Origin of the sequence: Methylobacterium sp. ME121 (assembly GCF_000974725.1) — a bacterium.
GTDB classification, from domain to species: domain Bacteria; phylum Pseudomonadota; class Alphaproteobacteria; order Rhizobiales; family Beijerinckiaceae; genus Methylobacterium; species Methylobacterium radiotolerans.
The window spans coordinates 1-12,953 of record NZ_BBUX01000033.1 but is presented as its reverse complement, the minus strand read 5'-3'; the positions used below and the strand labels follow the sequence as shown (position 1 = coordinate 12,953).

At 71.2% G+C, this 12,953-nt stretch carries 11 protein-coding genes; 8 read left to right on the top strand and 3 right to left on the bottom strand.

Annotated features, from left to right (window positions below; all coding sequences use genetic code 11):
* Positions 1 to 196: 196 nt before the first annotated feature.
* From oxlT to ME121_RS19385, 8 genes are all read left to right on the top strand, one after another.
* Positions 197 to 1,498, top strand: coding sequence for an oxalate/formate MFS antiporter (gene oxlT, locus ME121_RS19420; RefSeq protein ID WP_012329685.1), 1,302 nt, complete (start codon positions 197 to 199; stop codon positions 1,496 to 1,498).
* Positions 1,499 to 1,782: 284 nt separating this feature from the next.
* Positions 1,783 to 2,484: a GntR family transcriptional regulator gene (locus ME121_RS19415; RefSeq protein ID WP_012329686.1), complete on the top strand. Its 702-nt coding sequence runs from the start codon at positions 1,783 to 1,785 to the stop codon at positions 2,482 to 2,484.
* Between the two features lie 27 nt (positions 2,485 to 2,511).
* Positions 2,512 to 2,694: a hypothetical protein gene (locus ME121_RS19410; protein WP_012329687.1), complete on the top strand. Its 183-nt coding sequence runs from the start codon at positions 2,512 to 2,514 to the stop codon at positions 2,692 to 2,694.
* Positions 2,695 to 2,975: 281 nt separating this feature from the next.
* Complete coding sequence (locus ME121_RS19405) at positions 2,976 to 3,485, top strand: RNA polymerase sigma factor (RefSeq protein WP_012329688.1); 510 nt, start codon at positions 2,976 to 2,978, stop codon at positions 3,483 to 3,485.
* 72 nt (positions 3,486 to 3,557) lie between these two features.
* The gene (locus ME121_RS19400; protein WP_012329689.1) at positions 3,558 to 4,505 is read left to right on the top strand and encodes a FecR family protein; all 948 of its coding nucleotides are present in this window, start codon (positions 3,558 to 3,560) and stop codon (positions 4,503 to 4,505) included.
* Between the two features lie 116 nt (positions 4,506 to 4,621).
* Positions 4,622 to 7,279 (top strand): TonB-dependent siderophore receptor, encoded by a 2,658-nt coding sequence (locus tag ME121_RS19395; RefSeq protein ID WP_059409467.1) that lies wholly within the window; start codon positions 4,622 to 4,624, stop codon positions 7,277 to 7,279.
* 12 nt (positions 7,280 to 7,291) lie between these two features.
* Positions 7,292 to 8,500, top strand: coding sequence for a PepSY-associated TM helix domain-containing protein (locus tag ME121_RS19390; RefSeq protein WP_059409466.1), 1,209 nt, complete (start codon positions 7,292 to 7,294; stop codon positions 8,498 to 8,500).
* A complete protein-coding gene (locus tag ME121_RS19385; RefSeq protein ID WP_089230950.1) occupies positions 8,497 to 8,697 on the top strand; it encodes a hypothetical protein in 201 nt (66 codons plus the stop codon). Before ME121_RS19390 ends, ME121_RS19385 begins: the two co-directional genes overlap by 4 nt.
* 27 nt (positions 8,698 to 8,724) lie before the next feature.
* On the opposite strand, the gene ME121_RS19380 is transcribed toward ME121_RS19385, so the two are convergent.
* The 3 genes from ME121_RS19380 to ME121_RS19370 form a co-directional block, all read right to left on the bottom strand.
* Positions 8,725 to 10,107, bottom strand: coding sequence for a peptidoglycan-binding protein (locus ME121_RS19380; protein WP_059409464.1), 1,383 nt, complete (start codon positions 10,105 to 10,107; stop codon positions 8,725 to 8,727).
* 198 nt (positions 10,108 to 10,305) lie between these two features.
* Positions 10,306 to 11,586 carry a cytochrome P450 gene (locus ME121_RS19375; protein WP_059409463.1) on the bottom strand — a complete coding sequence of 427 codons (1,281 nt, stop codon included), beginning with the start codon at positions 11,584 to 11,586 and terminating at the stop codon, positions 10,306 to 10,308.
* A gap of 59 nt (positions 11,587 to 11,645) precedes the next feature.
* Positions 11,646 to 12,785, bottom strand: a complete 1,140-nt coding sequence (locus ME121_RS19370) for a helix-turn-helix transcriptional regulator (protein ID WP_012329695.1) — start codon at positions 12,783 to 12,785, stop codon at positions 11,646 to 11,648.
* Positions 12,786 to 12,953 lie beyond the last annotated feature (168 nt).

The window sequence follows — 12,953 nt, the reverse complement described above, 5'->3', positions numbered from 1 at the left end:
TATAATCCCGCTCCGTCGACCGCGGCGTGTGAATTATTTTGCTTGCCATAGGATCCTGGCACACAGAATAATGCATGCCGCAAAGCCAATATCGGAACCCGACACGAGGTTTCGGCGAGGCCGGCGATGCGCCGACGTGCACGCCAATCCTATAGCACGTCGCCGAATGTCAGCGCAGGGACGAGGGAGGAAGCTCATGGCCATGCCAAACGCCACGCCGGCTACGGCAATACCCAGTACCAATCGATGGCTGCAGATCGTGCTCGGCGTGATCTGCATGGTTGCCGCGGCGAACATCCAGTATGCCTGGACGCTGTTCGTTCCCGAGATCCAGAAGACCTTCGGTTGGGACCGCGCCGCGATCCAGGTCGCCTTCACGATCTTCGTCGTCGTCCAGACCTGGCTGACCCCGATCGAGGGCTACTTCATCGACAAGTACGGCCCTAGCCGCGTCGTGATGTTCGGCGGCCTGATGACGGGCCTGGCCTGGGTCATCAACTCCTACGCCACCAGCCTGAGCGGCTTCTACCTCGGCTCAGTGGCCGGCGGTATCGGCGTCGGCTGCGTCTACGCCACCTGTGTCAACAACGCGCTCAAGTGGTTCCCGGACAAGCGCGGCCTGGCGGTCGGCCTCACGGCGGGCGGCTACGGCGCCGGCTCGGCGCTCACCATCCTGCCGATCGCCAAGATGATCGACGGTGGCAACTACGCCCAGGCCTTCTTCGTCTTCGGCCTGATCCAGGGCGCCATCATCATTGCCGCCGCCATCGCCATGCGCGCCCCGCGCAAGGATCAGGTGCCGTTCTCCACCAAGGTCCTGCAGTCGCGGCGCGACTACACGCTGGGCGAGGCGCTGCGCACCCCCGTGTTCTACGTGATGCTGCTGATGTTCACCTGCACGGTGACGGGCGGCCTGATGGCTGTGGCCCAGCTCGGCGTGATCGCGCAGGATCTCGGGGTGAAGAACTTCCAGGTCAACCTGTACTTCTTCGCCATGGCGGCGCTGCCCTTCGCGCTGATGCTCGACCGGATCATGAACGGGATCTCGCGCCCGCTCTTCGGCTTCGTCTCGGACCGGATCGGACGGGAGAAGACGATGTTCATCGCGTTCGCGATGGAGGGTATCGGCATCGTGGCCCTGGGCTATTTCGGCTCGAATCCGTGGGCCTTCGTGATCCTGTCCGGTGTGGTGTTCCTGGCCTGGGGCGAGGTCTACTCGCTGTTCAGCGCCACCGCCGCCGACACCTTCGGCTCGAAGCACATCGGCAAGATCTACGGCGTGCTCTACTGCGCCAAGGGCTTCGCGGCGCTGTTCGTGCCGGTGGGCAACCTGATCATGCAGGCGACCGGTACCTGGGCGACGGTCCTCTACACGGTGGCGACCATGGACCTGATCGCCGCCATCCTGGCGATCGCGGTGCTGCGGCCGATGCTCAAGCAGCACCACGCGGCGAACAACGACGCCGCGGCGCCGGCGCTGACGCTGGCGCACGCCTGAGTGACCGGCTCGGCCGCTCCGCGGCCGGGCCGGACCCGCGACGCCCCGGCTCCGGAATCTCGGAGCCGGGGCAGAGACGATCGAGGGGGTTGCGCGCCGCCGGCACCGTCGCGGCGTCTCTTCGGGACGCACGTCGCAGCGGGCACCTGCGGATCCTCGGGCGTACACCTCCGATCATGCCGTGCTTCGTCGGCGCCTCGCTCTCACGCGACATTCCAGCCGCGCTCCGGCGCCCGCCCGAGATCTGAGGCCGGAACCAGTTCCCGCGTTTTCGGAGATCGACTGTGCTGCAGCCTCCCGAGACCTCCCTGGGTCTGGCCTCGATCGGGCAGACCGCGAGCCTGCGCGAGCAGGCCTACGACAGCATCAAGCAATCGATCCTGGCGATGGATCTCTACGACGGCTCAGCGCAGATCCGGCTGCACGAACACCAGATCGCGCAGGATCTCGGCATCAGCCGCACGCCAGTCCGGGAAGCCCTGACGCTTCTCGAGCGGGAAGGCTTCGTGAGCACGGTGCCGCGCCGCGGCCTCTTCGTGACGCGCAAGACCAAGCGCGAGATCGTCGAGATGATCACCGTCTGGGCCGCGCTCGAGGGCATGGCGGCCCATGCCGCCGCGCGGCACGCCGAAGATTCCGAACTTCGCGCGCTCGGCAGGGCGTTCGAAGATTTCGAGATATCCACTTTACCCGATCATCTGAAAGCCTATGACGAGGCCAACCTCGACTTTCATCGGACGATCATCCGTCTCGGCGGCTGCGGATTGATGGTCGAGATGACGACCAACCTGTTCATCCACATGCGGGCGCTCCGGTCGGCCTTCCTCCATCGGGCCGGGAGGCTCGAAGATTCGATGCGCGAGCATGCCGCCATCATCGCCGCCCTGCAGGCACGCGACGCGGATCGGGCCGCGGTCCTCGTGCGCGATCACGCGCTCGGGCTGATCGCGCACGTCGAGGCGCACTGGGCTTGGCCAGAGGGGTAAGAGCCACCGCCGACGGAGAATCGACCTATGCTACCGTCCGTTCACATGACCGATCTGCTCGGCCTCGGCTTCCTGATCATCGGGCTCGTCGGAGCCGGGATCGCCAGCGCGAGCCGGTCGACGCGCTTCGCGGAGGAGCCGCGTGAGGAACTCGCGGGCGGAGCGCTGCTCGTGGCGATCCTCGGCCTCGCCTTCGTGCTCGCCGAGTGAGCGGGCGCAGCGCGGGCAAGGCGGCCTCTGCGGCTCGCCATGCCGCAGATTTGCAACAGGCGCCGGAAACAGCCGGGAGGGCTGGAATTATTCCAGTCCAACGCCCCGCTGTCCGGCCATTCATTTCTCGCGTCTAGACAACCGTTTGACCGAACAGAGCAACCGCAGTTTAGAGGTGCTACAAAGATCTGAGCCGCTTGCGCCAATCGGGGCCATATTATTTTAATCCGTCGGACGCTGCACGCGACTGTGCACGGCGCGAGCATCTGAGGATTGGAGTAATGGCGGCGGTATCGGTGGATGCCCTGCATCGCAGCGAGAACCTGAACCTTCATCGGTTCCTGCTCCGCAAGCTCGGCAATCCCGCGGATGCCGCCGATGCCGCGCAGGAGACGTATCTCCGTCTCGTCAAGGCGCTCACCACCACCGACCTGGAGCAGCCGCGCCTGTTCCTGTTCCACCTCGCCCGCAACGTCGCCGCCAATCTCGGCAAGCGCCGCCGGTTCGAGGCCGGCCTGTTCCGGTCCATCACCGATCTCGAGCTGTCCAGCGTCGTGGACGGCCGCGCGCAGACCGAGACGCAGGTGATCGCCCGCGAGCAGCTGCGCCTCGTCGCGGCGGCGATCGACGGGCTGCCGCCGCGCTGCCGCGAGGCGTTCCTCCTCAGCACCTTCGAGGGCCTCTCGAACGGGGAGGTCGCCGCCCGTCTCGGCGTCAGCCGCAACATGGTCGAGAAGCACCTCATCAAGGCGCTGCTGCACATCCGCCGCGCGTGCCACGAATTCTTCTGATCCGGCACGTCAGGACTTCGCGGCCTCGATGGTCTTCATAGGTCGGACGGGCGGAGCGGGCAGCGGGTCGACATGGAGGAGGAGCGGACGCCCGCGGGCGACGACGAGGCCGCGGACGACCCGGTCTACGCGCGGGCCGCGTTCTGGGTGGTTCGCCTGGCCTCCCCCGACGCGACCGACGCCGACCGGGCAGCCTTCGCGACCTGGCGCGCGGCCGACCCGGCCCATGCCGAGGCCTACGCGGAGATGGAGGCGTGGCGGCGCGTCGCCGGGCGCGCGCCCGATACCCGCCGGCGCAAGCGGCGGCCGCCGACGCGCCTCGTCGGTCTCGCGGCGGCGCTGGGCCTGTCCGGCTTCGTCGCCTACGAGAGCGGGCTCCTCGACCGCGTCCGCGCCGATGTCTGGACCGGTATCGGGGACATCGAGACGACGCGGCTCCCCGACGGCAGCCGCGCCGCCCTCAACACCGACACGGCGCTGGTCCTGCGCTTCACGGCCGCCGAGCGCGACGTCCACCTGCTGCGCGGGGAGGCGGAGTTCGATGTCGTGCCCGACAGCGGCCGGCCCTTCGTGGTCCACGGCGGCGGTCTGCGGGTTCGCGCGGTGGGGACGCGCTTCTTCGTCCGGGCCGGCGGGGACGCCGAACCGGTCGGTGTGGCGGAGGGGCGCGTGGACGCGTCGACATCCGCCGGCGCCGTGACGATCGGGGCCGGCGAGGTGGCCCTCCGGAGCGCCGACGGCCACCTGATGGTCGAGCGCGGCGATGTCGGGCGCGCCACGGCGTGGCGGGAGGGCCGGCTCGTCGTCACGGGGCAGCCCCTCGCCGCGGTCGTGGCCGACCTGAACCGCTATCGGCGCGGACGCATCGTGCTGCTCGGCTCGGGGCTCGGCGCGCAGCGCTTCAGCGGGACGCTCGACATCCGCGACACCGACGAAGCGCTCGACGTGCTGGTCGCGACGATGGGCCTGCGCGTCACGCGCCTGACCCCGTACCTCGTCCTCGTCAGGCCGCCGGGCTGACGGGGCGAAAAAAACCCGCGCGGGGAGGTCAGGAGTCGCGCGGCTCGATTGTCGTGTGTCCGTGAGGGCCCAGAGCGCGCGCCGAGCGTGCCGCCCTCCGCGGAACGGGGGCACGGATGGCGGTGTGGAATCTCGGCGGCACTCTCGGCAGCGCGCTGGGCGGCACTCTCGGAAGCGCGCTGGGCGGCACGTGGCGCAGGGCGGCCCTGGCGAGCGCGTCCCTGATCGCGATCGGGCAGGCCTCGGCCGCGCAGGAACGGCCGATCACCCCGACCTTCGTGCGAGCCGGCGAACGGCTCAACATCGTGCCCGTCGCCGCCGGGGACGCCGGGCCGCCGCGCGCGCTCTCGGCGCGGCGCGTCCGGCTCTCGATCGCGCCCGGTCCCCTCGAGCCGGCCCTGGCGAGCCTCATCGCGCGGACGGGCCTGTCGCTGGCCTACCGGACGGCGCTGACCGAGAACCGCGCGACGCGGGGCGTCGAGGGGGACGTCCTGCCCCTGGAGGCGCTCGCGCGGCTGCTCGACGGGACGGGGCTGACCTACCGCGCCGCGAAGCACGCGACGATCACCCTCGTGAACCCGCGCTACGCCCAGGCGTCCCTGTCGCCGGGGGATTCGAATGCGCCGACGCCGGTCGGGGCGGCCGCCGCGTCGGTCACCCTCGACGAGCTCTCGGTCGAGGCCCAGCAGCCGACCTTCGGGACGACGGGCTTCGTCGCGACCCGGTCCACGGCGGGCTCGAAGGGCAACGATTCCATCCTGGAGACGCCCGCCACCGTCAGCGTCATCACCCGGGACGAGCTGAATGTCCGGGGCGTGCAGGACGTCAACCTCGCGGTCGCCTACACGCCCAACGTCCAGGCCGTCGACTATCCCGGCGGCCAGGGCGGTCCGACCTTCACGCTGCGCGGCTTCAACGCCAACAACTTCGACAGCGTCTACGAGGACGGCCTGCGCTACGGCTTCAACTCGTTCGACCAGAACATCGAGCCCTACGCCTACGAGCGCATCGACGTCGTGAAGGGGCCGATCTCGGTCCTCTACGGCCAGGGCCAGCCGGGCGGCATCATCAACCTCGTCTCGAAGCGCCCGACCTTCGTCCCGTTCAACGAGGTGTTCCTCCAGGGCGGCAATTACGGGCGCGTCCAGGCCGGCTTCGACCTGTCCGGCCCGGTCGAGGGCGCGCCGCAATTCGCCTATCGCGTGACCGGCCTCGTCCGCAACGCCGACAGCCAGGTCAAGTACACGCCGGACGACCGGACCTTCATCGCCCCGGCGCTGACCTGGCGGCCGGACGCCGACACCGCCCTCACGGTCCTCGGCAAGTACGCCGAGTACCGCGGCGGCGGATCGGAGCAGAGCCTGCCGATCGTCGGCTCGATCCTGCCGAGCGCGCGCGGCTTCTTCCCGCGCAGCCCGTTCGTCGGGCAGCCGAACTTCAACACCGGCCTCCTGGAGAACAAGGAGATCGGCTACATCCTCGACCACAGCTTCGCGCCGGGATGGCTGCTGCACGCCGCCTTCCGGGCCTACGAGACCACCTCGAAGTTCGACGCGGTCGGCGCCAGCCCGGCCTTCACGCCGCCCGGCTTCCTCGCCGTCTCGGTCTTCCCGTACCTGCGCGACCAGTCGAGCCAGGGGCTCCTGACCGACAACTACGTCCAGGGGCGCTTCGACACCTGGGACATCCAGCACGACGTCGTCCTCGGCGTCGGCTTCCAGAACTACTATCGCCGCGACGCGCGGACCTTCCCGAACGGCTACCCGACGAGCGCCGCGAACCGCCTGATCGACCTGTACGATCCGGTCTACAACCTCGGCATCGCCTTCCCGCAGCGAACGAACGTCGCGACCCGGGCGCTGCAGCAGCAGACGGGCGCCTATCTCCAGGACCAGATGAAGTGGAACGGCTTCATCCTCACGGGCAGCCTGCGCAACGACTGGGTCGAGCAGCAGGTCCGGACCACCTTCAATTTCCCGAACCTGCCGGTCGCGACCCTCAACCGGACGACGATCGACAACCAGAACTTCTCGGCCCTGAGCTACCGGGCCGCCCTGGGCTACGCGTTCGCCGCCGGGATCGTGCCCTACGCCGCCTACTCGACGTCGTTCAACCCGCAGATCGCGGGTCAGCGGGCGGACGGCTCGGCGCTGCCGCCCCGCGAGGCCAGCCAGATCGAGGGCGGCGTCAAGTGGCAGCCGGTCGACACCAACGCGCTCGTCACCGCGTCGTATTTCGAGATCACGCAGACCAACATCCCCCTCGCCGACCCCCTCAATCCCGGCTTCTTCATCGTGACGGGCGCGGCGGAATCGCGGGGCTTCGAGCTGGAGGGCAAGGCGAGCCTGTTCGACGGGTTCAACCTGATCTTCGGCTACGCCCACCTCAACACGAAGGTCACGCGGAACGCGACCAACCCGGCGCTCGTCGGCAACCGCCTGCCGAACGCGCCGGACAACACCCTGTCGCTCTTCGCCGACTACACCTTCCCGCTGAACTCGCCCTTCGCCGGCTTCCGGGCCGGGGCGGGCGTGCGCTACGTCGGCGAACGGACGGACGCCACCAACGTCGATCGCATCCCGGCCTACGCCCTCGTCGACGCCTCGCTGAACTACGACCTCGCCCAGCTGAACCCGGCCTGGAAGGGCGCGGTCCTGTCGGTGAACGCCAACAACATCTTCGACCAGCGGTACTTCACGTCGGGCTTCTACACCGGCTACGTCTTCGAGGGGTTCCGCCGGAGCGTGTTCGGGACGCTCACGTATCGCTGGTAGGGTCGCCGGCCGATGACGCGCGCGGCACCGACCGTCTCCGTGCGACCGGCCCCGGCGGGGAACCGCCCTGCGTCGGGGCCCCGGTTCACGGCCTCGCGGACCTTCCGCCTGAGCCTGTGGCTGCATCGCTGGAGCGGGCTGGTCGCGGCGCCGTTCTTCCTCGTGCTCTGCCTGACCGGGACCGTCCTGATCTTCCACGAGGAGATCGACGCCTGGGCGGGCTTCGAGCCGGCGGTCGAGGCCTCTGACGCGCCGCTCCGGCCGCTGGCCGCGCTCGCCGACGCGGCGCTGGCGCGCGCGCCGGGCCGGCGCGTCGTCGCGGTCGCGCTCGACGCGGAGCATCCGGAGCGGGTCACGGTGAACCTCGCCGCGCCCGGCATCCGCACGGTCGCCGGGGCCGATCCGGTGCTGATGGACGCGCGGAGCGGCGCGGTCCTGTCGCGGCCCGACCCGCGGACGACGCCCCTCGGCCTCCTGCTGCGGCTGCACGCGAACTGGTTCCTGGGCCTGCCGGGGCAGCTCGCCGGCGGCGCCGTGGCCCTGCTGGTCGCGCTCTGCCTGGTCTCGGGCACCGTGATCTACGGGCCCTATATCCGCGGACTCGCCTTCGGCGCGGTCCGGCGCGGGTGCGGCGCGGCCCTGCGCCAGCGCGATCTGCACAACCTGATCGGCGTCGCCACGCTCGGCTGGACGCTGCTCGTCTCGGTCACCGGGATCGCGCTCGCCCTCGGGGGCGTCGGCCTCCTGGCGTGGCAGGCGACCGAGTTGCAGCGCCTCGTGCGCGCCCACGCCCCGGCCTCCGCCGGGCGCGTCGACGGGCCCGCCGCCGTCTCCCTCGACGCCGTCCGGGCCGCCGCGGAGGCCGCCCGGCCCGGCTGGCGGGCCACGCTGATGATCGTTCCGGACACGGTGCTGTCGACGGACCGGCACTTCACGGTGCTGCTCGCCGGCCCGACCGGTCTGCAGGAGCGCCTGTTCGAGATCGCCCTGGTGGACGCCCGCGACGCCCGGGTCTCGGAGGTGGCCCGTCTCCCCTGGTACCTCACGATCGTCAGGCTGTCGCAGCCCCTGCATTTCGGCGACTACGGGTCCTGGCCGCTCAAGATCCTCTGGTGCGCGCTGTCCTGGGCCGCCCTGTTCATCACCGGCAACGGGGCCTGGCTGTGGTGGACGCGCGGGCGCGGGCGGCGCGCCGGTCGCGCGCAGGCGGGTCCCGCATGAGCGGGGTGTCCGCGCTGTGGCAGCGGCGTCCGGTCCTGTTCGCGCTGGGCCTCGCGACGCTGACGGTCGCGGGCCTCGTCGTGATGCTCGGCGACGCGGCCGCGTGGAAGCCCGCCGGCTTCGTGCTCGCGGCCCTGCCGCCGGTCACGGCGGCCGTCGCCTATCGGAGGCAGTGTCGGCGGCGCGGCGCCTCGTGAGGGCCGGCCTTCTCGGGACCCTGCGCGCTACGCCGCCGCCTGCCCCGCGCGCGCGTTCCACTTCTCGAACTTCCCGAGCACGCCCCACGCCGTCAGCGCGATGAAGATCGGCATCGTGTAGGGGCTCAGCCCGAAGGCGGGCGTGAGCTGGGCGAGCACCTGGCCCAGACCTGTGCCGGCCGGCACCTGGGACAGGATCTGCGTGACGACCGCGCCGACGATACCGATCGCCGACTTCTTGCCGGAGAGCAGCTGCCCGATCGTCTGCCCGAGGGCGCCGTTGACCGGCCCGAGGACCGTGCCGGCGGGGCGCGCTGCCGGCGGGCCGGGCCGGATCTGGGCGGTCGGCAGGCGCGCGCCGTCGATCTGCCGGCGCAGGGCCTGGAGAAGCTCGTCGAGCCGTGCCGCGGCATCCGCGGGGGGCGCGGCCGGCACGGGCGCGGCCGGCGCGATCACCGCCGGGTGCATCGGGGCGGGTTGCAGCGGTGCGGAGTGCAGCGGGGCGGTTTGCGTCGGGCTGGCCGCCCGCGCGGCGACCTGGCGCTCCAGGTCCTGGATCCGCGCCAGCACCGCCCTGTCCGGCGCCGGCCGCAGCGCCTCCTGGATCGCCGCGATCGTGCGCGCATCCGCGAGGCCGGTATCGTCGAGGCCGCACCGTTCCTGGAACATCGCCACGGCCGCCATGGTCCGCGGTCCGTTCCGGCCGTCCTCGACGAGGGGCGGCGCCGCGCCGAGGCGGTTGAGGGATTGCTGAACCCAGAGCGTGCTGTCGGCGAGCTCGTCGTCGGGCTCGCGGGACACGGCAGCCTCGACGGCGCGCGGCGCCGCGAGGGCGACCGTGGCGTCGATGTCGATGAGGCTCCGCAGGATCACCGCGGTGCCGATCTGCGTGTCGACCACGTTCGGGTCGAAGACGTGGTCGCGCACGAACTTGCCGCCGCGCGCGCCCGGCGGCCCGTAGGCCGTCGACCCGCCCCAGAGATACGGCGAGTTCACGCCCCGGCCGTGGTAGCCGTAGCCGTTGAAGCCCTCGAGCCGGTAGAGGGCGCGCGCGACGCTCCAGTCGCCGACCCCGATCAGGCCCTGGAGGCGCAGCGCGTCGACCGCCCCTTCGACGAAGGCCTGCGGCCCGGTGAAGGGACCGCGCCCCTTCGGGACGATCGTGGTCCGTCGTCCGAGCGTCTGCCCGTTGCCGAGATACGTGTCGAAGTCGAAGGCCGATTCCCGGTAGTGGCAGAGCCCGACGAACCACCAGGGCACGCCCGTGCGCGCCTCGATCTCCCGGTAGCGCGGTTTGCCGGCGGCGAGCTGCTGCGCGAGCTCGCGCACGGTCGCGAGCTTCTCCGGCCGGATCTGAAGCGACGCCCAGGTCCGCTCGTAGCCGTCCTGAAAATCCGTGAAGGATGCCATGTCGATGCTCCGGGATCTGCGGTGACGAAGCCTTGACGGGACGGTCCGCGCGGCGCGGCCGGAGCCCCCACGCGGCCGGGCGCCGATCGGGCGGGTCTGCACGCGACGCCCCGGATCCGGACGCGCGGTCGCGCGGCGCGGGCTCCCGACGGAGGGGCCGGGCGCCCGGTATCGGCGACGTCCTGCCCGCGCGCCGGGCTAACCGGGCGCGGCGGCGCCCGCCGACCGTCCGGCGTAGGAGATCCGGAACGCGGTCGGAAACGGCGTGCCCCCGTCCTCGACCGCGCCCTCGGCCCGCACGGCGTCGCGCAGCAGGATGCGGCGGACGATCTCCGGGATCATCGCGCCGGCCACGTAGCGGCCGAGGCACTCGTGATGGCCCCGGCCGAAATGGAGGTAGGTCTGATCCGGGCGGGTCGGGTCGAAACGGTCCGGCTCGGGCACGCCGGTCGCGTCGAACATCGCCGAGAGGCTGAGGGGCAGGACGATCCGGCCCTTCGCGATCCGGCTCTCGGCCGGGCTGCCCCGGCCGAGCACGTGGTCGGTCTCCGCTTGGCGGAACATGAAGGCGACGATCGGCGCGAAGCGCAGCGCCTCCCACACGTAACCGTCGAAGGCGGCGGGCCCGGTCCGGGCGGCCGCGCGCGCGGCTTCGAGGACCTGCGGCCGGCCGAGGAGCTCGGCGAGGGCGTTCACCACGGCCTCCGACGTGGTCTCGATGGCCCCGATCAGCAGGCCGCCGACATTGATGACGACGCGGTCCATGCCGAAGCCGGCCGCCGCCGGCAGGTGCAGCCGGAGCAGGCGGGTGAGGACATCGTCGGGCAGGTCGGCGCCGGCCTCGATCGCCGCGACGCGCGCCGGGATGATCCTGGCGAACGCCGCCCGCATCTCCTGGCGCGCCCGATCCGCCGCCGCGTGGATCGCCTCGGCATCCGGGCGCGCGTCGAAGGGAAGGTTGTTGAACTGGTCGAACTGGTTCGCGTACGACCAGCGCAGGAGGTCGGCATCCGGGGCCGCGAAGCCGAAGAACCGCTGCACGATCCGCAGCGGCACGAGGCGCGAGAGCGACGCCACGACGTCGATGGATCCTTCGCCCGCGTCGAGGGCCGCGTCGGTGACGGCGCCCGCCAGATCGCGGATGGCCGGGAGGTCGCGCCAGGACAGCACGGCGCGCATGACCGCCTTGTCGCGGTAATTCACCTCCGTGCCGTCGAGCGCCAGCATGAACTCGCCCATCTTGGGCTTGTAGAGCGCGACGGAGAAGACCTGCGGCAAGGACAGGATCTCCTCGACCTCCGCGCGGCCGGCGACCAGGATGGCCGCGCCGCAATCCAGCGCGGTCCGCCGCGCGCGAAGCTGCGCGAAGAAGGGCCGCGGCGCGCGGGCGATCCAGTCCCGGGCGCGCTGCCAGCGCTCCGACACCGGCAGGGCCTCCAGGAACGCGAGGCAGGGCGTCTCGGGAGCGGCGGCGCGCATGCACGACCTCCAAGGTTCTTCGCGGAGAGGCGCGGGCCGTCCGGCCCGACGCGCGGTGGTCAGTTGAGCGAGACGTCCAGCCCCTCGCGCAGGCGCGCCACGAGCTCGCCCTGCCGGTGGGTCTCGGTCTTGGCGAACAGCGCGCGCAGCTGGGTGCGGGCGGTCGAGATCGCGATGCCGCGGTCCCGGGCGTGGGCGTCGAGGGACCGCCCCGAAGCCACCGCGTTGGCGAGGTTCGACTCGGCGACGGTCAGCCCGAACAGCTTCTGCAGCCGCGCGGCGTTGCTCTCCTGGACCTTCTGGGTCCCGGTCCGGATCACGATCGCCAGCTCGGCCCGCACCTTCGACCCGGTGCCAGCCGGCCGCTTCGACAGCGGGTGCAACGAGACGCGGTAGGGCACGCCGCTCTCGCCGCAGGTCACCGCGATGTGGTCGGCCTGCGTGATCGCCACGTCGCCGCTCGCGGCCGCGAGCGCCTCGCCGGCCGCGCGGGCGATCCGCCGCCCGGTCTGGCTGTCCTTGAGGACGAGGCTGCCCTTCACGAAGGACAGGCCGGCCCGGGACCGCGCGAGCGCTTCCGCCGCGCGGTTGGCGTGCGCGACGCGCAGGTCGGAATCGGTGAGGATCACGGCGGCGTCGAGCAGGTCCAGGGCGGAGGCGAGGTCGGACGTGCGCTCGGATGCCTGGCGCATCAGCGCGTACAGCTCGAAGGCCCGGCGCAGGTGCGGGACGAGCATCGCCAGGCGCCGGACCTCGTCGGACCGGAAGGGGCCGCCGTCCTCGCCGCGCATCGCCGCGAGCGTCGCCATCACGTCGGCTTCCTTGGCGAAGTAGGTGACGAGGCTGTGCTCGATCTCGAAGGGCTGCACGACCTCCTTGAACAGGGCCGACTCGCGGAACTGCACCGCGTCGACGCCCTCCTCGGCGCGGATGACCTTGCCCTGGTTCGACAGGATGTAGGGGAGGCGCGGATCCTCGGTGGCGTGCCGGTAGAGGAACTCGCGGTACCGCGCCCGCTCGAAGCCGGACACCGCCCAGAGCGGCTTGCGGTTCCCGTCGAGGCTGAACACGGCGAGCTGCCCGACCCGGCCGCCGACGAAGTCGGTCAGATCCTCCAGGAGCGCCGACCACTCCTCCGGCTGGCCGACGCGGTCGTAGATCGACCCCACCAGTACCGAATACGCCTCGAGATCCTGCATGGCCACGCTCCGCGGTGAGTGCGAGTGGTGAGTGCGCGTCTTGAGTGTCCTCAGATCTCCAGGATTCCGATCGGACCGATAGGTGTCGAACCCGGGTCTTCCATTACGGATGCAGTTGAGATGCAAATCAATACTGGTGATGTGGAGATTCGGTCTGCGGCGGGCGCC